The following is a 19,657-nucleotide window of genomic DNA, read 5'->3' on the forward strand; positions in this document are numbered from 1 at the left end:
CCTCACCCCGAGCCGCAGCCCCTCGCTGTTCGTTCGAAATGACATCGCGGTTTTCTTATCCTGAACTAATATTATTTATTAACCGGCAATACCTTCCCCTGCCTGTAGGCTGTTTCTTCTTTCTGCAGATCAGCCTTTTGCCCGGCGCTTAAAGGCTGGGTAATCAGTTTATCCAGGTCGGGCTGACCGGCGTCTACCCAGGCAGAATACCAGTAGCTGCCCACCGAACGGACAGACGTACGCATTTTTCGCTGGATCATGCCTTTCAGCATCTGATGATAGGCCAGCGCGTAAGCTGCCGAATAATCCTGCACCTGCCTTTTACCATGCTGTACCAGCCCGAACTTTTTATCCTGCGGAAAAGTTTTGTTCAGCATCCGCTCAAAGCGCAAAACGCTGTCGACACTTTTGTATGATGACCGGCAAATACGAAAAGCCTCCTTAAGCGGGTTATCAATATAACGGGCCTTACCCACATAATAATTGTATTTATTGCCGAATAACTCTGGCAGTCTACTTTCCCACAAAGCGTGGATACCCTGCTGCCCGCTTAATTGCCCGTCGTAGTTTTGGGTGAGATGGAGCGGCACGTGCGCGTCGGCAATATAATGACCTAAATAAGCCGAGGCATTTAAAATGCCTGTAGTATCATGCGCTTTAAAAGCCCTAACCAACCGGTAGTATTGATATTGAATACTCCAGGGTACGGTGCCATATTTGATAATGGTATCTTTTGAGTATTTGGCAACGGCAGCCTTCCATTTTTCAGGCATCACCTCAAATGGCTTTTTGCCATAACGGTCGGCATCAAAAAAGTGGCGTGGCGCTTCTGCCGAATCTACATACCGGCGTTTATCGGGGCTTACGGCATGCTCTGTTATATAATTGATATTAGCTTTATAAAAACCGGCCATCGGTTTGGGCAAAGTAAAAACTGCCAGGCGGTTAATGCGGTAGTGGGCGAAGAAACCCCATGATGAGCACAGCATCATTATACTCATACCTGCTGTGATCAAGGCTATCCGGCGTTTCATGAAGGTAAAGATGCTACTTAAACGCGAATTTTAAATCACAAATTATACTTCTCCCTGAGCTGCCCGCTCACCGCACTTGCCTCGTCAATAATGCTCGACGGGAAGCCTACACCTTTTAAAACCGCTATGCCGTTCCTGTTTTTCAAAAGCCCTTCTTTTATTTTATAGTCAAACACCAGCCGATCATCGCCAATCACCTCTTCAAATGAAAAAACTTTGTAATCGGTGCCCAATAATTCGGCAAGTTCCAGATCATGGGTAGAAACAAACACAAAAATTTGATTTTGGATAAAATAGCTTAGTACAGCTTTGGCTGCGGCTATGCGTTCGATGGTGTTGGTGCCCCGAAAAATCTCGTCGATAATTACCAGGCTATTGGTGGGTTTACAGGTGATAGTTTGATCAACAATGTTCTTAACCGCCAAAGCCTCGGCCTGGAAATAGCTTTTGTTATCGCCAAGGTCGTCGGTCATGTCGATACTGGTAAATATTTTAAGCGGCGGGGCTTTATATGCTGTGGCAAAGCTGGTGTTTATAGTTTGCGAAAGTAAGGCGTTAATAGCTATAGCCCTGATGAAAGTTGTTTTACCCGACATGTTTGAGCCTGTAATCAGAACGCCATGCCGGTTATCTATCGAAATTGAGTTAGGTACGCAGTTTTCGATAAGCGGATGATAAAGATCTGTAATCGATATATTGGTATTGCCGGTTTCAAGCTGCGGTATGCAATAATGCCGGGCACCATCCCGTACTGACAGGACGGAAATAGCAACATCAACTTTGGCTACAGCTTCATAAACAACTTTAATATCAGCAAGGTATTTATTTACCTTACTGATAGATTTGATGAACACCATTGGCTCAATAAGCAGGAACATTTTAAGCCATTCGCTTACCAGGTAAGCCACATCGGTAGGGTCAACCGATGCTTTGTTTTGCAGCGTGATAAAATTAAGAGACTTTTTGAGCCTGCCTAAGTTGGCGAGACTGGTACGGATATTCTCCTCCTGATCTGATAAGTTATTTTCATCCAGCCAGGCGGCAACTTTATGTAGCGCCAGCAATTGCGGTAATGAATGCGTATAACTCATCATCTGCGTTTTGTTGCTATAATGTATAACCACATTGGCAATCATCAAAACCAATAACAACATCATCATAAACTGGTTGGCTGCTATGAAAAGGCTTAATGCTACCCCGACAATTAAAAAAGGTGCAATGCTGATGTACATATTCCCGATAGCGGGGAAAAAAGATCTGTGTGGCTCTTTAAATAGTTGAGGTAAGTAATAGGCATCGTTATTACCTAATTGGGAGAGTTTGAACTCGGTAGCTTCCCTAAGTTCAGTGTCAGCGGTAAAATGGCTAATCCGCTGTTCAAGCGCGTTAAAATATCCCTCCGAACTTTGAGGCGAATGCAATTGCTTGTATAAATATTGCTGACCCGGCCGGGAATTAGTGCGGTCAATAAATTCAAATACATTATCGAGGTCAAGATCGGCAGCCGTACTGGCAGCGATCTGGCTGGTGCCGCCATAAGCGGTTAAATAGTAACTGATCAGCTTAAAGTTTCTGCCTGCTATAATAGGTTTAGCCCATCGCTCCTTTATTTCGGCCAGCTTTGTTTTTTGTTTGGCTTTACTTTTTAAGTAGCTTATTAAAATAACGACAAAAGGTAGTAGCAGTACAGCAATAATCCAGTAAAACATGGTTAAAAGTAATATTAATAAAGCTAATGTATTTGCTTGTTAATATTACCCGGTTTCACTGGTATAAAAACAGGCCGAAAGTTGGTACTATAATCTTCCCGAATAAACTTTGGTATCGTAATTTATAGTAATTACCCCACCCTGCTCAAACTTATCAAAAAGCGCCTGCAGATCGGTGATCATGGCTTCAAAACCCGCATCATCCTTAGTTGGCATGTACGATGATGACACCAGCCTGCCTTTTAGCCCTTCAAAATCAAACACCTGTTTATTTTGAAATATTTCAAGATGCATAACTGCCGGGGTAAAGAAAGCGGCTATACGTTCTGCATCTATATTTCGGTGATCAACTTTAACGTAATCGCGCGCGTGTTTGATAATTAGCTGATCATATTGCTGTTCAAATGCAGAGCCGGTTTTTCGCTCATTCCAGATCAGGGCTACAATGCCATTGGGTTTCAATATCCGTTTAAATTCGGTGCGGGTAAGCACAGGATCAAACCAGTGGAAAGCCTGGCCTGCAACAATAGCGTCGATACTTGCGTCGCTGAGCCCGGTATTTTCGGCAGTGCCGTTATGGGCCATAAAACCATGATATGCGCCTAATAATTCGATAGATTTGGCACGCATTTCGGCATTAGGTTCAACGGCTATAACCCGGTAACCTTTATTTAAAAATATAGCTGCTGAAATACCTGTACCTGCACCAATATCGGCTATCAGTTTATCCTGTGTAAGGGCATAGGTATTATGTAAAAAGTTAACGATTGACGCAGGATAATCCGGGCGGTATTTTACGTAATCTTCAACCCTGTTGCTAAACCTTGTGGTGCTATCGTTAACCATCATAATCGCTTTGCTTAAAATAACGTTACAAAAATCAATGTGTTGTATGAACACGCAGTGAAATTATGGTTAAAGGAAAATTAAATGAGCAAGCCGCAAAATTCAGATTTTATAAGCGGCCCGGCAGAAAATCAGCACGATGCGCTTAAAAACTAAATTAAAAAACAACTTGCATATTAGTTTTAATCACCCTATATTTGCAGTCCTTAAAATAAGTAGAAAAGAATAACAAGCTATACGAGATGGCAAATCATAAATCATCATTAAAAAGAATCAGGGCAAATGCTGCGAAGCGTCTGCGTAACAGGTACCAGGCTAAAACAACCAGGAACGCTATTAAAAAATTAAGAAACACTACAACCAAAGCTGATGCTTCAGTATTGTTGAGCAAAGTGATTTCGATGCTTGATCGTTTAGCTAAAAAGAACGTTATTCACAAAAACAAAGCTTCGAACAATAAATCAAAGCTTACTAAATTTGTTAACGGCTTAAGCTAATCTCAGCTTCAACGATATATTAAAGGGATAGTACAGCGGTACTGTCCCTTTTTTTGTTTGGCGTTTTTTTATACATTAATGCCGTGGAAAACTACGCAAACAAAATCAGCATTAAAGCCTGGGCTGAAGAAGACCGCCCCCGCGAAAAGCTAAGCGGCCAGGGCAGGCGGGCCTTAACCGATGCCGAACTGATAGCTATACTGATAGGCTCAGGCAGCCGTACCGAAACCGCCGTAGAGCTAAGCAAACGCATTTTGCACCATTATGATAACGACCTGAATAAGTTGGGCAAAGCATCCATTACCGAGCTATCCAAATTTAAGGGCATAGGTGAGGCCAAAGCGATAGCCATTATCGCCGCGCTTGAGATAGGCAGAAGGCGCAATGATTCGGAAGCTTCGGTAGTTGAGTTTATTACCGCCAGTAGGGATGGCTACAATATCATGCGCCGCCATTTGATGGATTTAAACCACGAAGAGTTTTGGGTGATATTGCTGGGCCGGTCAAACAAAGTATTAGGAACAGAGCTGATTAGCAAAGGTGGATTATCAATGACCATATGCGACCCGAAGATTATTTTTTATGCAGCCCTGCAGTACCAGGCCAGCAACCTGATCCTGGTGCACAACCATCCGTCGGGCAACCTCAAACCAAGCCAGCAGGATATTGATCTCACTAAAAAAATAGCGGCAGCCGGCCGGATGTTAGATATCAAGGTATTGGATCATTTAATTATAACTGATAGCGCTTATACCAGCCTGGGCGATGACGGGCTGATGTGAGCTTTTATATTTCCGGTTTGCTACTGCAATTCCCAAACACCTTCAAGGTAAACTTTATAGCGCTGGGGCTGAAACTCGCCGAAGGCAAAAACAAAAATATGATGACCTTTTTTGGCGTAGTAAAGCCTGAGGCCGTCGCTGCCCTGGTAAAGGTTTAAAAAGCCGCCATCAGTTTTAAAACCTGCGGTTTTTACAATGCTATTAAAGTTATCAGCACCTATAACATCAGCCAGACCCTCAAAGTTATTATTTGCAAAATCATCAAAACTTATTGAGCCATGGGGTAGTTTAATATCGAAGGTTTTATTGAACAGGGTATCATCTGTATTATCAAACAGCAGTGATTTTGCTATCTCGTATCTTTTAATCATCAACAAAGATATTAAAAACGAATGCCGGTTTAAAGGCAATATAAACCAACCTTCAAACCGACATCGTTATCTCATGATCAGGTTTATTGTTTTTGCTCTTCCAGGTAACCCTGCTGTTTAAGGTCGTTGATACTGTATGGTAATTCATACTGGATACCTAAACCCGGTTGGCCAAACCAGGGGATAATTTTCCCTTCACGTACTTTAGGTATCGGTTTCAATATCACATATATTTTATAAGGCTTTTTCAATGTAGCATCGGGCAGGGCGCGCTCAGGGAAGGGCACGCCTTTAGGCGAAACAAAAGTACCCTTATCCTGAAAAACCCCATTGGCGTCAGTATAACCACCGTAACGATCAATTAGAAAGCCCTTTTTTAGCGTAACAATAAGCAGGTTAACCGCGCCTCGGTTTGGAGGCCAGCCGCCGTTTAATTGCTTATCATTAAACAGTTGCTCAAGCGCAGGCCAGTTTTCGGCTTTCCAAAGTACCCAGGCCGAATCGGCATACTCTTTTTTGGCCGAGGTATCGGCAAAATCGGTTACCGAGGCCTTAAAATCGGCGTAGGTAACACCACGTACGATAGCATGATGTAATTTGGCGGCATGCGGGCCATGTTGTTGTACAGATTGGGATTGAGCTGTTGTTATAAAGGGCAACAGCACTGCTAACAGCAGCAATTTAAGTGTCTTCATGTTGATGTGGTTTGGTGTATTAAAACTAACAGGAGTAAAGCAGATATAAAAGGATTTTATGATATTTTTTTATTCATATTAATAATATAATATTTTGCCTGTTGCCGGTATTATGGCGCAGGTTGTTGGTGTGATACCGGCAGCGGGCTTAGCTTCCCTATGCCCTCAACCGGCGCTCCTATTTAATCCAACCAAAACAAGCAATTAAACTAATTTATTACCTTCGTACCTATGTCATCAGCTGAAGCAAAAAAACAAATAGAGGCATTAACTACCGAACTTAAACAGCACAATTACAACTATTATGTGCTGGCCATGCCTACCATATCCGACTTTGATTTTGATAAAAAGCTTGAGCAGCTTAACAGGCTGGAAAAAGAATATCCTGAATTTGCCGACCCTGATTCGCCAACACAAAAAGTAGGCGGCGATATCACCAAAGAGTTTGAAACCGTGCGCCACCGCTGGCCGATGCTCTCATTAGGTAATACTTATAACGAGCAGGAACTGCTTGATTTTGACCAGCGTGTGCGCAAAGCCATAGGCGACAATTTTGAGTATGTATGCGAACTGAAGTTTGACGGCCTGAGCATGAGCCTTACCTATGAAGATGGCAAACTGGCGCGCGCTGTTACCCGCGGCGACGGCGTTCAGGGCGATGATGTAACCACCAACATTAAAACCATCCACACCATACCCAAACGCCTGCACGGCGAGGGCTACCCTGCTTATTTCGATATCCGCGGCGAGGTGTTTATGCACCGCAAAGCTTTTGACAGGTTAAATAACGAACGCATAGAAAACGGGGAACTGGCCTATGCCAATCCCCGTAACTTCGCGTCGGGGACGGTAAAAATGCAGGATTCGGCCGAGGTAGCCAAACGCCCGCTGGATTGCTTCCTGTATTTTTTATACACCGAAAAGCCGCTGTTTAAAACCCATTGGGAAAGCCTGCAGCATGTTAAGCAATGGGGGTTCCATACCAATGATCATAGCGAGCTTTGTCCCGATATTAAATGCGTACTGGAGTTTATCAACAAATGGGATAAGGAGCGTTTTAACCTGAGTTACGATATAGACGGTATTGTTATCAAGGTAAACAATTATTCGCAGCAACAGGAGCTTGGCTTTACCGCCAAATCGCCGCGCTGGGCTATCTCCTATAAGTTTAAAGCCGAACGTGTTGAAACCGAACTGCTGGAAGTGAGTTACCAGGTAGGCCGCACCGGCGCCGTTACACCGGTGGCTAATTTAAAGCCGGTGCTGTTGGCAGGTACTACGGTAAAACGTGCCACCCTGCATAACGCCAACGAAATTATCCGGCTCGACCTGCATGAAGGCGACACCGTTTTTGTGGAAAAAGGAGGCGAGATCATCCCGAAGATTATCAGCGTAAACCCCGAAAAACGTAAAGCGGGTGCGGCGCCAGTAGTTTACCGTACCACCTGCCCTGCCTGCAATACGCTATTGGAGCGCAAAGAGGGTGAAGCCGCTTTTTATTGCCCTAATGACGAAGGCTGCCCGCCGCAAATAGTTGGCAAGATGCAGCACTACATTGGCAGGAAAGCCATGAATATTGATGGCCTTGGCGATGAAACGATTGAAACGCTTTACAGCAAAGGTTTCATCAGCCACATCAGCGATATTTATGAACTGCACACCCGCGCCGCCGAATTAAAACAGATGGACCGGTTTGGCGAAAAATCAATCAACAATATGCTGGATGGCATTGAGGCTTCCAAAAAAATGCCTTTTGAAAAAGTGCTTTTTGGTTTGGGGATCCGCTATGTGGGTGAAACAGTAGCTCGTAAGCTGGCTTTCCATTTTAAATCGATAGATAAGCTGATGGCTGCCACCGTTGAAGAACTTACAGCGGCCGAGGAAATTGGCGAACGCATAGCCCAAAGTATTACCGAATATTTTACAGGCGAAGTACACCGCGAGCAAATAGAAAAACTGCGCAGCCACGGCCTGCAGTTTGTTGCCGAAGAAAAAGAGGTGGTACTGGCAAGCGATACGCTGGTTGGTAAAAACTTCATCATCTCGGGCACCTTCGAAAAGTTTTCGCGCGATGAGTTGAAAGACCTGATCGAGCAAAACGGCGGCAAAATATTGAGTAGTATTTCGGCCAAGCTGAATTACCTCGTAGCCGGTGATAATATGGGGCCCGCTAAGCTGGAAAAAGCCAATAAACTAAACATCCCTATCATCAGCGATGATGAATTACTGGCGATGATTAAATAACTGTAAGCGCTTATATTATTACAAAACAAATGAAATGGCATCCTAAACGGGATGCCTTTTTACATTATTTAACATTTTGGGGCTGTAACAATCAATTTATAAACTTCATCTTAGCGGTAAAAATCAGCTCAATGAAGCCAGTCCTGCTTATCCTTCTCTCTCTCTTCAGTTCTTCTTTATTCGCGCAGCAATTTACTATCAGCGGCAAAATAACCGATGAGGGCGGCAGACCTGTCCCCTTTGCGTCTATCTACATTAAAAACACCACCAAAGGCGCCTCTGCCAATAACGAAGGTAACTACCAGTTGCGCGTTAACGCCGGAAAGTACGATATCCAGTACAAAGCCGTAGGGTACGCCCAGCAAAGTAAAACTGTTGAGGTTACTGCCGATAGGGTGATCAACATCGGCCTGCAAACCGAAACCTACCAGCTTAAAGATGTTACCGTACATGCAGGCGGCGAAGACCCTGCCTATGCCATTATGCGCAAGGCCATCAAAAAACGTAAAAGCTACTTAAACGAAGTAAAAGCCTACACCTGCGACATCTACATTAAAGGCCTGCAAAAGCTGCTTGCCGCCCCTAAAACCTTTATGGGCTTTGATGTGCAGAAGGCCACCAACGAAGCCGGGCTGGATTCAAACCGCCGCGGTATTGTTTATCTTTCCGAATCCGAATCAAAATATAGTTTTATCCGTCCGGATCAGGTGCATGAGGAGCAGGTATCATCCAAAGTATCGGGGCACAACCGGGCCTTCAGTTTTAACCGGGCATCAGACATGCAGGTTAATTTTTATGAAAACTTTGAAAACTGGGAGGGGCTCAGCAACCGTCCGCTGGTATCGCCCGTGGCCGATAACGCTTTGTTTTATTATAATTTTAAATATATCGGCACCTCGGTAGAGAACGGTGAAACCATTAACAAAATTGAGGTGATCCCTAAACGGGCGCACGACCCCTGTTTTGAAGGCGTTATTTATATTTTGGATGATAGCTGGCGCATTTACGGGCTTCAGCTTTACATCACCAAAAAAGCCAACATTAATTTTGTTGATACCCTTAAAGTTAACCAGCAGTTTTTTCCGGTAAATGAAAAAACATGGATGAACTCGTCCATCAAGTTTGAGTTTACAGGCGGCTTGTTCGGCTTTAAAATAGGGGGATATTTTATATCGATATACAAAAACTACAATCTGGACCCCGACCTGAGCAAAGCCAATTTTAATGAACAACTCCGCATAACCAAAGGTACCGCCAAAGATTCGACCTACTGGGAGCAAGCCCGGCCTATCCCTTTAACCGGCGAAGAAATAATTGACTACAGGGCCAAGGACAAGCTGGCCAAACGCAGGGAATCAAAAGAATACCTCGATTCGCTGGATAAAGCCAATAACAAATTTAAACCCGTTAACCTGCTGTTTACCGGTATCGATACCCGCAACCGCTACAAAAAAGAGTACTTTCATTACGACCCACTGATCGGATCGATGCTGTACAATACCGTTGAGGGTTTGGCGATAGATTACGGGGCCGGCTACAGCAAACTGGTTGATACCCTCAATAACCGTTATTTTATGTTGAATGGTAAGCTACGCTACGGTTTTGCTAACCATTTGTTTAACGGCTCGACAGGGGCGGCTATCCCTTTGCAGCGGTTTACGCTGGGGTTGAACGGCGGCTCGGATGTGGTTGACCTGAATAACCTCGCCCCGATGTCGGCTTTTGTAAATACCCTGCACACCCTCCTGGCTAAGCAAAACTTTAAAAAACTGTATCAGAAGCAATTCGCGTCGGCCTCAATATCCGGGAGGATAACAGGTGGCTTGCAGGGCAGCGCCGGTATTGAGTGGGCTAACCGCAAATGGTTGCCAAATGCTACTTCGTTCAGTATTTTTAATCCGCATGGCCACCAGTTTACCTCTAACAACCCGTTAGTGCCCGATCAGGATGTGCCGCTCTTCCCCGAAAATAAATCGCTTACGGTTAACCTGCGGGCCAGTTATGATTTCAGTAACAAGTATGAAACTTATCCGTCGGGCAGGAGGTATTTACCGTCAAAGTATCCAACTATCAGCGTAAATTATACCAGGGGTATCAGCAATGCGTTAGGCTCGGATGTGGATTATGATAAAATCAGCGCCGATATTTCCAAAACCGGCATCAGCATGGGTTTTTATGGTAATAGTTCATTTTTTATAGGCGCAGGTAAATTTCTGAATGCGAAGAGCGTTTTTTACCCCGATTACTTCCATTTTACCGGGAATGAAGTTTTCTCATACAAACCGAGGATCAACCGCTTCCTGTTACTGGATTATTATGATTTCAGCACTGCGGATAAATATCTTGAAGGGCATTTTGAACACAACTTCTCCGGTTTCATTACCAATAAAATCCCGCTGATCCGCAAGTTTAAACTGCAGGAAATAGTGGATATCAATTACCTGTATACACCCCAATTAAAGAACTATGCCGAACTGGGCTTCGGTTTGCAGTACCTTAATATCAGGGCCATGTACGGCATATCATACCATGGCGGTACCGAGGCAAAATCTGCGTTCAGATTGGGAATTTCTCTATAGGTTGGGTGGATTTCCGGGACAGCAAAACACCCAACCTTTGGCTTAGCTCCAGGAAAATAACAGATGATCTTAATCAGATGGTCTATCCCTTAATGATCGGCGGTGGTGGTTTCGGTGGTTACGGTCATCGGGAACGTAAGGCCACCCGGCACCTGTGGGTTATCTTTAATCTCTACGGTACCATCAATATTCTGTTTCATTTTCGAGCTGCTGATCCAGCCGGTTGCCTTATCAACCACCACATCAGATGTCATGGTGCCTTTCATGTTATATTTCATGGGCATGTTGCTTATGGTTCTGTATCCGGCAGCATTATCAGTGGCCAGCGTTGAACTACCGTGAATTACATAGCTTTGCGGGGTTACATCCATTAACTGGTAAACCGAGTTGATCTGCGCCGTCATCGCCCCTTCCAGTTTGGTGCCGATGGTCCATTTATCGTTTTTGGCGATGGCAGTTTCCGGCAATACCGCCATAGACATTTGCAGGTTGCTTTTCAGTGCCGACGAGCCGAATGATTGTGTTAACTGCGTTTTAAGCTGATCTTTTTGAGCCTGGGGCACTTCTTTAATACCATCAATCATGGCCGAGATCATATTCTCCGCGTTCTCTACCGAACGGATCCTTCCGCTTTTGGTAATGGAAGCGGTAAAGGGCTTGTTGGTAATGCCCTGCATAATCCGCGCCATAATATTGCTGGTATCCCTGCTATCCGAATTGAAAGCTACCGTACCTGTAGCCAACACCATTTTCATACCTACTTTGGTATAGTTAACTTCCATATAATACAATGAGTCATCAGCATTTAATACTTTGAATGACATTTTACCGTCAATCGTCATATCAATATTATTGAGCTGCCCGTTAATGGTTTGTTTAACAACCGAATGTGCTGAAGATGCCAGGTAGTAAGTGTTGCCTTTAACTAATTTCAACACCGGTTTTACCTTCTGCGCGTAACCGCTTGCTGCTATGATCAGCATAGCAGCCGCTAATAAATTTTTTTTCATGATCTGTGATATATAGGGTAAAGGTATCACAATATTCCGGCAAAAAAACCCGGGCCGATATAACAATTAATTAAAACATAATTCGTTAACTTTATCATAGTTAGCGTCTATTCTATTTAAACCATTTTATAAACGGAAAGGGAGGTTTTATGTTAAAGCAGTTAGCATTTATACCGCAGCACCAGTTTCACGTGCTGATCAATTTTTCGAAGCAGGACGAACGAGTATTGGCCGTATTACCTAATGAAGCAGGAAGGTTCCGCGTGGTTGATCAGGGTAACATCATAGCTGAAGTTAATTTCGATCATGACAATTGTGTTTGCTGCAAAGGCAGGTTAAAACCAAAAATACTGTCGCAGCTATCGCACCAGATTAAAGAACACTACGCGTAAAGATTTTGATAGTTCGTGGGATGTGATCTCATGGTTGATAGTCCATGAGTTTTTTGCTCATGGACTATCAATTAATTTTCTATTTGCCTGTACTGCTTGTAGCGGCTGTTTTAGCCAGCATGGCTTCGCGTATAAATTTAACCGGGGCGCTGCCGTAGCTTAAAAACTTTTCATTAAACTCCTTCAGCTTGTATTTATCGCCCATTTTAAGTTTGTAGGCGTCGCGCAGGTCAATAATTTCCTTATACCCGGTAAAGTAGCTGGTTAACTGTACGCTGGTAACACTCACCCTTTTCCATTTGCCATCGGCTTCGGCCTGCTGCTGGAAAGCCTCGCGTGTTAACATTTTAATGGCTTCATCTTTGGTCATATTACCGTTGTGTACGCTATAATCTAATATCGCGTTACATACCGAGCGCAGGTTCCATTTATACCACATCAGCATCATTTCGGGCTCGTTGTTGCCAAAGCCGTTTTCCAGCATCATTTGTTCGGTGTAAACAGCCCAGCCCTCGGCCATGGCACCATTGCCAAACACCGCCTTGATAATACTTGGCGCCTTGTTTGCGTAAACTCCCTGTACATAATGCCCGGGAACTGCCTCGTGGATGCTGAGGATCTGTAAAATATAATTATTGTATTCGCGCAGGTAACTCTCCGCTTTTTCGCTGCTCCAGCCGGCCAGGCTGCCAACATTGTAATACGAATTGCCATTTTTATCATACGGACCGGGGCCGCTCATGGATGCGCCCGCAACACCGGCCATATAACCGGGCTCTTTACGGATAATTAATGGCTTGGTAGGGTCAAGCGTAAGCAGATCTTTTGTTTTTACAAAGTTGTTCAGTTTGGGGATGATCTGCTCGATAGCCGACTGGAAATCCTCCGGTTTAACGTGCTTAACAGAAATGGTATCAATTAGCTTGCTGATCATTTCCAAACTATCTTTAGGCATAGCCGCCGTACCCATATATTTTGGCCAGAGCTGCCTGCTGATCTTCGCCATTTCGCGGTGCGTATATTTTTTGCGCTCAACCGCGGCATTGTATGTTTTTTCGGCGGTGTTCCCGGCTACTATCTCGTACTTAAACTTATCCTCATACAAATCTTTGCCCAACCTGAAGCTTCGCGGGTGATCATTTTTTAAAGCTTTCAGCCAGTCGGCATAGGCTTTAATAGCCGCAACACTTTGCGCGGCCCTGTCGGTCATGAGTTTTTGCTCGGCTTTGGGGATATTGGTTTTCTTAAGCGAATCGGCAAAGTCTTTGGCAATTACCTCAAGCCCGCCAAGGTTTTGTTCAATAGCCAGGCTGGTTAATTCGGCAACCGGGTTTTTAATTTGCTTTTGGGCTTCTTTATAATACGGCGGAATAAATGCCATACGCTCATAAAAATGGCGCAGGCGTTTTGGTAAAGGCTCGTAATGTTCGTTCAAAATATAGGCGAAGGTGCCTATTACATTGTATGATGATGGGTCCCATTCAAACTGTTTTAAATGGGTAATTTGCCATTGCAGGTAATCTAACTGGTTTTGCAGTATTTTAAAATCAATACGATTACCCTCGTTAAGGGTATTAGGTTCAAACCGGCTTAACGAATCAACCTGGTACCTGGCAAACGTGAGCAGTTTTTCACGGCTTTGCTGGCCGGGTATAACCATCAGGCTATCGTATTTATGATAACCTGCCGAAGTTGCCCAATCGGGGTTCAGCTTCCAGAAATTATCTAAAAACGTATTTTCATATTTAACAAACGCTTCGTCGTCTTTACCCAGCAACGGGCCCGTGCCTGACCCTCCTTCCTTTTTACAACCTGTTAATACAACTATCAATAAAATATTGGCTAATGCTAATCTAAAAGTTATGTTTTTAATCACGACTGACGGGTGTTTTACAATGAAGCATAAACTTAAAACATTTAAGCCGAATAAATCAAACCGTTGGCTAATTTGTTACTTTTAGAAAGATTAAATACCGATGAACAACGAACACCAAATAGTAATTGACGAGGTTTTGCACCTGTTGCAGGGCGGTAACGCGCATGCGGGTTTAAAAAAAGCGCTTGATGGCTTACCTGCCAATATGCGGGGCGTTAAGGTTGATAAACTTCCCTACACCATATGGCAACTGGTTGAGCATATCCGCATTGCGCAATGGGATATGCTGGAGTTTAGTAAAGATGGCAGCCACCAATCGCCCAACTGGCCCGATGATTACTGGGTAAAAGAGCTTGCACCCGCAAATGATGCTGCCTGGGAAAAATCCATTAAACAAATTGATGATGACCTGGAGGAATTGATCGGCCTGGTGAAATCAGAAGATATTTATAAAAAGATCCCTCATGGCGACGGGCAAACCTTGTTACGTGAGGCCTTGCAGGCGGCAGATCACAACGCTTACCATATGGCTGAGATCATTGTGATCAGGAGGTTGCTGGGAGCATGGGGTTAACAGGCTTCGCATATCGCCTGATTTATTCACCCGGACTACACTTCGCTGGACCCTCTCTGCGGCAAGCCGCAAAGAGGGTTAGGGAAAATACGAGGCAAAAGATCCGTCTTTACGCAATGTGATCGTTGCACACTAAGGTGTTAAAAATATAGTTCTTCGAAATAAAAAAAGCCCGGAAAATAAATCCCGGGCCTTTATCCTAATAATATTGATGTTTTACTTAATTAAAACCTGAAGGCTACGCGTAGGGCCACCTGGCTTATGGTTCCGTTTTTCGACCAGCCTTCGTAACGTACGCCAGCTTCCAAACCGCCTGCAAAACTATAACCGATACCTGGCGCGTAAGCAAAAAAAGTACCGCCGCCGTTTTCAGTACTGAATGCCGCACCTAACTGGCCTTCGGCAAAAAAGGCATCGTCAAAATAGTATTTTAAACCAGCTTTAACCGGGATAAAACCTTCGCCCGATTTGCCGAACAAATCTTTAATCTCGCTTTTATACAGGAAACGGGTATAACCTGCCGAACCGGTTAAAAATAACTGATCGGCAATAGGGTGATCGTACTTTAACGAACCGCCGATAGTGAAATTTGAAATTTGGTGCGCATCGCCAACGGGAAGACCGGCTTCAATACCGATACTGAATTTTCCTCCGTCTGAATTTGCTGATTGTGCATGGGCCGCGATAGCGGTGAAGCCTAAAAAGGCTAAGGATAATAATAGTTTTTTCATAATAATTTGTAATAAAGTTTGGCGCCGCGGGGTACCTCCGCGTTGCCGGTTTATATGCAAAGATGCACATAGCCAGCATTTTGTTACAGAGAAATTTGAAAAAAATATTAAATAGTTAATAATTAACCAGTTAAAATTCGTTTTTCCTCCGTTCACCGGGTGGGACATAACCCGTTGGCGTTAAAGAAACTTAATTATTGGTAAGGCTGATAAACACCTCTTCGAGCGATTTGCCGCCGTAGCTTTCGCGGAGTTGATGGAGGCTATCGTTAGCTACTATGCGGCCTTTATTGATGATGATTACCTGGCTGCACACGGCTTCAACCTCCTGCATAATATGGGTGGATAGTACAATGGTTTTGGTTTTACCCAGATCGAGGATTAACTGGCGGATGCCGATCAGTTGATTGGGATCAAGACCGGAGGTTGGCTCATCCAGTATCAGCACTTCGGGATTGTGCAGCATAGCCTGTGCCAGGCCTACCCGTTGGCGGTAGCCTTTTGATAGCTGCCCTATTTTTTTTTGCTGCTCGGGGCCGAGGCCTGTTTGTTCAATAATATCGGCTATGCGTTTGGCCGGATCCTGTATTTTATGGATACCCGCAACAAAACCCAGCGATTCTTTCACGTACATATCCGTGTACAGAGGGTTACTTTCGGGCAGGTAGCCTATGCGGCGCTTAACCTCCAAAGGTTGCTTCACCACATCAAAACCGCAAACCGATGCCGTGCCCGATGTTTGCGGAATAAAGCCGGTGAGTATTTTCATGGTGGTTGATTTGCCCGCTCCATTAGGCCCCAAAAAGCCCAATACGCCCGGCGAGGCCGTAAAACTAATGCCATCAACGGCTTTTTGTGTGCCGTAAACCTTTGTTAATGCCTCAACCGTGATACTCATGGCTGTAAAAATATGTTTTAGAATTGAGATGTGGGGTGGGGGATTTAAGATTTTGGGGTTGTACGTCCGTCCGTAACGGGGAGTTGGTGGTTTGGCGGAAGGCTGTGGACGGAGGAATAATTCAAGACGAAGTAGGATTTCTGTGAGGAAAAAACCTCCACCACGTCATTGCTTCGTACCTTATAATGACATGATGGTGATAACGGCTTCTAAAATTAAACCGTCCACATCCATTTTTAAAAGTTGGACTCCCCCCGACGGACGGACGTACAAGCCCAATTCGAAATCATCGCTCAAACACCACCGATTCCGTATCAGCCCCTAACTCTGCCAACACTCCACTAATCTCCTCAACCATAGCATCAGGCCCGCAAACGTAAAAGTGCTTTTTAAAATCTTTCACCTCGGCTTTCAGAAAATCGGCATCAATACGGCGGGTATCGTACTGGCTATCCTTTTGCCCTGTAACTGTAAACACGGCATTGGCGCCGAGGATGCTTTTCAGTTCATCGCTCAAAATAATATCCTTATCGGTTTTATTGCTAAAGAAAAGCTTGTTATTCCCTATAGCCCCATCATTATTAAGCTGCCTTAAAATTGCGATAAATGGCGTTATACCAGCACCTCCTGCAATAAAATAACCTTCGCCTTTATACCCGATAGCTCCCCATACATCGCGGATAATTACCTCGTCGCCTATGTTGAGCTTACTCAACTGGTTGGTAACACCATTATGGTCGGTATAGGTTTTTATGGTAAACTCAAGGTAGTCGTCGGTGTTGAGGCAAGTGAAAGTAAAGGGGCGCTTTTCATCTTTCCATTGCTCAAGGTTGATGGATAGTTCGGTAGCCTGCCCTGGTATAAAGGTATAGCCTTGTGGTTTTTCCAGCCTGAACTGTTTTACATTGTGGGTAATTTGTTTTACGGAGATGATTTTTACTATATATTCCATTGTTAACGGCTTTAATTCAAATAGTAAGCGCAGAAATGAGAAGATGGTTTTGATTATTTAACACCACGTCGTTATAAGGTACGAAGCAATCGCACGGAAGCAGGGTAGCCATGCAAATCCGCCTGTATAGTTCGCGATTGCTTCGTACCTCGCAATGACGTGATGAAGAAAGGGTTGCTTGGTTGCTTTGCTTATTGAAGATTGCAAAACATATCTTAAAGCCGTCATTGCGAGATACGAAGCAATCGCACGGAAGTAGGGTAGCTATGCAAATCCGCCTGTATAGTTCGCGATTGCTTCGTACGTCGCCATGACTTGATGGTGAACAGATTGCTTCTTGCTTTGCTTATTGGAGATTATTTAACTGCGAAATCTCTCCTTGATCTCAAAAAACGAAAAATGAGTTTTTTAAAAAATACCCCTCCATTAGCTAATTTATATATTAACATGGAAGGGAAGCGGATGCAACCGATCTGTAGAAAATGTGGAGATAAGCCGTAGAGCTTGTTTTGTACGTCCGTCCGTAACATGGAGTCACTACTGTAGCAGCCAAAGGTGGACGGGTGCTAAACTGATATTGAAGTTTGGCTATACAAATATAAAGAAATTTCTTTATAAATAAAGAATATATTTACAAAAGGCTGTCGTCCGTCCGTCACACTGTGCCCAACCCTAAAAAAGCAATGTGGACAGGTATTAGTTAGAAGTGTCGCATGGCTTATATTTAAGAATGGACTCCTCCCGACGGACGGACGTACAAAACATCACCATACAGGTGGCGTAACTGTATTTCAAGGCTTTTTGCCTTTTGCTTTTTGCTTTGTGCCTAAATTGTATCTTTGCAGCTATTATGAGCAAATCAACCGACGAACTTTTTAAAAATGTTATTTCACATGCCAAAGAATATGGCTTTGTGTTTCCTTCCAGCGAGATATATGATGGTTTAAGTGCAGTTTATGATTACGGCCAGAACGGTGCCGAGCTTAAAAATAACATCAAAACCTACTGGTGGAAAGCCATGGTGCAAATGAATGAAAACATTGTAGGTATCGATTCGGCCATATTTATGCACCCCAAAATCTGGAAAGCGAGCGGTCACGTTGATGGCTTCAGCGACCCGATGATTGATAATAAAGATTCAAAAAAGCGCTACCGTGCCGATCAGCTACTGGAAGATAAAATAGCCAAATACGATAGCGAAGGCAAAACAGATAAAGCCGAGCAGTTACAGCACGACATGGACGAGGCCCTGAAAGCCGAAGACCTGCCGCGCCTGCGCGACCTGATCATCGAGCATGAAATTGCCTGCCCTGTAAGCGGTACCCGCAACTGGACCGAAGTACGCCAGTTTAACCTGATGTTCAGCACCCAGATGGGCGCCGTGGCTGATGATGCCGATACCATTTACCTGCGCCCCGAAACCGCGCAGGGGATCTTTGTAAACTACCTGAACGTGCAAAAATCGGGCAGGATGAAAATCCCCTTCGGTATAGCGCAAATTGGTAAGGCTTTCCGTAACGAAGTGATTGCCCGCCAGTTCATTATCCGCATGCGCGAGTTTGAACAAATGGAGATGCAATTCTTCGTTCGCCCCGGCACACAAAAAGAGTGGTTTGATAAATGGAAAGAAGCCCGTTTAAAATGGCACCTTGCCCTGGGTACCAACGAGGCTAAATACCGCTACCACGAGCATACCAAACTGGCCCACTACGCTGATGCGGCTTATGATATTGAGTTTGAGTTTCCGTTCGGCTTTAAAGAGGTTGAAGGGATCCACAGCCGTACTAACTTCGATCTGAGCCAGCACGAAAAGTTTTCGGGCAAAAAAATGCAGTACTTTGATCCGGAGGTTGATCCTGAAACTGGTAAGCCATACGGTAACTACGTGCCTTATGTAATTGAAACGTCGATTGGTTTGGATAGGATGTTCCTCCTTACCATGATCAATGCATACGAAGAGGAAGACCTGAGCACCGACGAAAAGCAAGACAGTCGCACTGTATTACGCCTGCACCCATGCCTTGCCCCGGTTAAAGCCGCTATTTTCCCGCTAACCAAAAAGGATGGTTTGCCCGAAAAAGCCCGCGAGATTATGGATAAACTGAAAATTGATTTCAATATCCAGTACGAAGAAAAAGACGCCATCGGTAAACGTTACCGCCGCCAGGATGCTATCGGTACACCGTTCTGCATTACGGTAGATCACCAGACATTGGAAGATAATACCGTAACCATCCGCCACCGCGACAGCATGGCTCAGGAGCGCGTAGCCGCCGATCAGCTGGATAAAATCATCGGCGATCTGGTAAGCTGGAGGAATGTGTTGAGTTAATAAGATATTAAGTCATTCTACACCACGTCATTGCGAGGTACGAAGCAATCGCCCGGAAGCAGGTACGCCCTGTAAAGTTCGCGATTGCTTCGTACCTCGCAATGACGTTTTTATGCTTGTCCTCCCTCGTCTCCA

Annotated in this window: 17 protein-coding genes; 7 read left to right on the plus strand and 10 right to left on the minus strand. The window is 44.4% G+C overall.

Going from position 1 to position 19,657, the window contains the following annotated elements:
* Positions 1–71: 71 nt before the first annotated feature.
* The 3 genes from LX99_RS12290 to LX99_RS12300 all read right to left on the minus strand — a co-directional run bounded on the left by LX99_RS12290 (position 72) and on the right by LX99_RS12300 (position 3,592).
* Complete coding sequence (locus LX99_RS12290) at positions 72–1,034, minus strand: zinc dependent phospholipase C family protein (RefSeq protein ID WP_109608154.1); 963 nt, start codon at positions 1,032–1,034, stop codon at positions 72–74.
* Between the two features lie 35 nt (positions 1,035–1,069).
* Positions 1,070–2,743, minus strand: a complete 1,674-nt coding sequence (locus LX99_RS12295; protein ID WP_109608155.1) for a MutS-related protein — start codon at positions 2,741–2,743, stop codon at positions 1,070–1,072.
* 87 nt (positions 2,744–2,830) lie between these two features.
* Entirely contained in the window at positions 2,831–3,592 is a 762-nt protein-coding gene (locus LX99_RS12300) for a class I SAM-dependent methyltransferase (RefSeq protein WP_211319016.1), read from the minus strand.
* A gap of 239 nt (positions 3,593–3,831) precedes the next feature.
* Between LX99_RS12300 and rpsT the strand changes: the two genes are divergently transcribed.
* Both rpsT and radC read left to right on the plus strand, forming a co-directional pair.
* On the plus strand, positions 3,832–4,086 hold the full coding sequence (gene rpsT / locus LX99_RS12305; RefSeq protein ID WP_022833130.1) for a 30S ribosomal protein S20: 255 nt from the start codon (positions 3,832–3,834) through the stop codon (positions 4,084–4,086).
* 83 nt (positions 4,087–4,169) lie between these two features.
* A complete protein-coding gene (gene radC / locus LX99_RS12310) occupies positions 4,170–4,868 on the plus strand; it encodes a RadC family protein (protein WP_109608457.1) in 699 nt (232 codons plus the stop codon).
* A gap of 20 nt (positions 4,869–4,888) precedes the next feature.
* On the opposite strand, the gene LX99_RS12315 is transcribed toward radC, so the two are convergent.
* The gene (locus LX99_RS12315; protein ID WP_109608156.1) at positions 4,889–5,239 is read right to left on the minus strand and encodes a hypothetical protein; all 351 of its coding nucleotides are present in this window, start codon (positions 5,237–5,239) and stop codon (positions 4,889–4,891) included.
* An 83-nt stretch (positions 5,240–5,322) separates the two neighbouring features.
* Positions 5,323–5,934, minus strand: coding sequence for a TNT domain-containing protein (locus LX99_RS12320; RefSeq protein ID WP_109608157.1), 612 nt, complete (start codon positions 5,932–5,934; stop codon positions 5,323–5,325).
* Positions 5,935–6,165: 231 nt separating this feature from the next.
* Here LX99_RS12320 and ligA point away from each other — a divergent pair, with 231 nt between their 5' ends.
* Both ligA and LX99_RS12330 read left to right on the plus strand, forming a co-directional pair.
* Entirely contained in the window at positions 6,166–8,178 is a 2,013-nt protein-coding gene (gene ligA, locus LX99_RS12325) for an NAD-dependent DNA ligase LigA (RefSeq protein ID WP_109608158.1), read from the plus strand.
* A 131-nt stretch (positions 8,179–8,309) separates the two neighbouring features.
* Positions 8,310–10,757, plus strand: coding sequence for a DUF5686 and carboxypeptidase regulatory-like domain-containing protein (locus LX99_RS12330; protein WP_109608458.1), 2,448 nt, complete (start codon positions 8,310–8,312; stop codon positions 10,755–10,757).
* An 89-nt stretch (positions 10,758–10,846) separates the two neighbouring features.
* On the opposite strand, the gene LX99_RS12335 is transcribed toward LX99_RS12330, so the two are convergent.
* Positions 10,847–11,767: a DUF6263 family protein gene (locus LX99_RS12335; protein WP_109608159.1), complete on the minus strand. Its 921-nt coding sequence runs from the start codon at positions 11,765–11,767 to the stop codon at positions 10,847–10,849.
* A 149-nt stretch (positions 11,768–11,916) separates the two neighbouring features.
* Here LX99_RS12335 and LX99_RS12340 point away from each other — a divergent pair, with 149 nt between their 5' ends.
* Positions 11,917–12,159: a hypothetical protein gene (locus tag LX99_RS12340; RefSeq protein ID WP_109608160.1), complete on the plus strand. Its 243-nt coding sequence runs from the start codon at positions 11,917–11,919 to the stop codon at positions 12,157–12,159.
* A gap of 79 nt (positions 12,160–12,238) precedes the next feature.
* On the opposite strand, the gene LX99_RS12345 is transcribed toward LX99_RS12340, so the two are convergent.
* Positions 12,239–14,035, minus strand: coding sequence for a DUF885 domain-containing protein (locus LX99_RS12345; protein WP_245927903.1), 1,797 nt, complete (start codon positions 14,033–14,035; stop codon positions 12,239–12,241).
* Between the two features lie 100 nt (positions 14,036–14,135).
* Between LX99_RS12345 and LX99_RS12350 the strand changes: the two genes are divergently transcribed.
* A complete protein-coding gene (locus LX99_RS12350; protein ID WP_109608161.1) occupies positions 14,136–14,609 on the plus strand; it encodes a DinB family protein in 474 nt (157 codons plus the stop codon).
* A 224-nt stretch (positions 14,610–14,833) separates the two neighbouring features.
* On the opposite strand, the gene LX99_RS12355 is transcribed toward LX99_RS12350, so the two are convergent.
* The 3 genes from LX99_RS12355 to LX99_RS12365 form a co-directional block, all read right to left on the minus strand.
* Positions 14,834–15,340: an outer membrane beta-barrel protein gene (locus LX99_RS12355; RefSeq protein ID WP_170122689.1), complete on the minus strand. Its 507-nt coding sequence runs from the start codon at positions 15,338–15,340 to the stop codon at positions 14,834–14,836.
* Positions 15,341–15,530: 190 nt separating this feature from the next.
* On the minus strand, positions 15,531–16,238 hold the full coding sequence (locus tag LX99_RS12360) for an ATP-binding cassette domain-containing protein (RefSeq protein ID WP_109608163.1): 708 nt from the start codon (positions 16,236–16,238) through the stop codon (positions 15,531–15,533).
* Positions 16,239–16,524: 286 nt separating this feature from the next.
* A complete protein-coding gene (locus LX99_RS12365; protein WP_109608164.1) occupies positions 16,525–17,190 on the minus strand; it encodes an FAD-binding oxidoreductase in 666 nt (221 codons plus the stop codon).
* An 850-nt stretch (positions 17,191–18,040) separates the two neighbouring features.
* Here LX99_RS12365 and LX99_RS12370 point away from each other — a divergent pair.
* The gene (locus LX99_RS12370; RefSeq protein WP_109608165.1) at positions 18,041–19,522 is read left to right on the plus strand and encodes a glycine--tRNA ligase; all 1,482 of its coding nucleotides are present in this window, start codon (positions 18,041–18,043) and stop codon (positions 19,520–19,522) included.
* Positions 19,523–19,657 lie beyond the last annotated feature (135 nt).

The organism is Mucilaginibacter oryzae (assembly GCF_003148845.1).
GTDB lineage: Bacteria > Bacteroidota > Bacteroidia > Sphingobacteriales > Sphingobacteriaceae > Mucilaginibacter > Mucilaginibacter oryzae.

What these genes read in the sequence shown, in the direction of transcription:
- LX99_RS12295 (WP_109608155.1), bottom strand. Translation starts at nt 2,743, where the DNA reads ATGTTTTACTGGATTATTGCTGTACTGCTACTACCTTTTGTCGTTATT.
- LX99_RS12355 (WP_170122689.1), bottom strand. Translation starts at nt 15,340, where the DNA reads ATGAAAAAACTATTATTATCCTTAGCCTTTTTAGGCTTCACCGCTATC.
- LX99_RS12370 (WP_109608165.1), top strand. Translation starts at nt 18,041, where the DNA reads ATGAGCAAATCAACCGACGAACTTTTTAAAAATGTTATTTCACATGCC.
- LX99_RS12360 (WP_109608163.1), bottom strand. Translation starts at nt 16,238, where the DNA reads ATGAGTATCACGGTTGAGGCATTAACAAAGGTTTACGGCACACAAAAA.
- LX99_RS12290 (WP_109608154.1), bottom strand. Translation starts at nt 1,034, where the DNA reads ATGAAACGCCGGATAGCCTTGATCACAGCAGGTATGAGTATAATGATG.
- LX99_RS12300 (WP_211319016.1), bottom strand. Translation starts at nt 3,592, where the DNA reads ATGATGGTTAACGATAGCACCACAAGGTTTAGCAACAGGGTTGAAGAT.
- LX99_RS12340 (WP_109608160.1), top strand. Translation starts at nt 11,917, where the DNA reads ATGTTAAAGCAGTTAGCATTTATACCGCAGCACCAGTTTCACGTGCTG.
- LX99_RS12365 (WP_109608164.1), bottom strand. Translation starts at nt 17,190, where the DNA reads ATGGAATATATAGTAAAAATCATCTCCGTAAAACAAATTACCCACAAT.
- rpsT (WP_022833130.1), top strand. Translation starts at nt 3,832, where the DNA reads ATGGCAAATCATAAATCATCATTAAAAAGAATCAGGGCAAATGCTGCG.
- LX99_RS12315 (WP_109608156.1), bottom strand. Translation starts at nt 5,239, where the DNA reads ATGATTAAAAGATACGAGATAGCAAAATCACTGCTGTTTGATAATACA.
- LX99_RS12320 (WP_109608157.1), bottom strand. Translation starts at nt 5,934, where the DNA reads ATGAAGACACTTAAATTGCTGCTGTTAGCAGTGCTGTTGCCCTTTATA.
- LX99_RS12350 (WP_109608161.1), top strand. Translation starts at nt 14,136, where the DNA reads ATGAACAACGAACACCAAATAGTAATTGACGAGGTTTTGCACCTGTTG.
- ligA (WP_109608158.1), top strand. Translation starts at nt 6,166, where the DNA reads ATGTCATCAGCTGAAGCAAAAAAACAAATAGAGGCATTAACTACCGAA.
- LX99_RS12335 (WP_109608159.1), bottom strand. Translation starts at nt 11,767, where the DNA reads ATGAAAAAAAATTTATTAGCGGCTGCTATGCTGATCATAGCAGCAAGC.
- LX99_RS12330 (WP_109608458.1), top strand. Translation starts at nt 8,310, where the DNA reads ATGAAGCCAGTCCTGCTTATCCTTCTCTCTCTCTTCAGTTCTTCTTTA.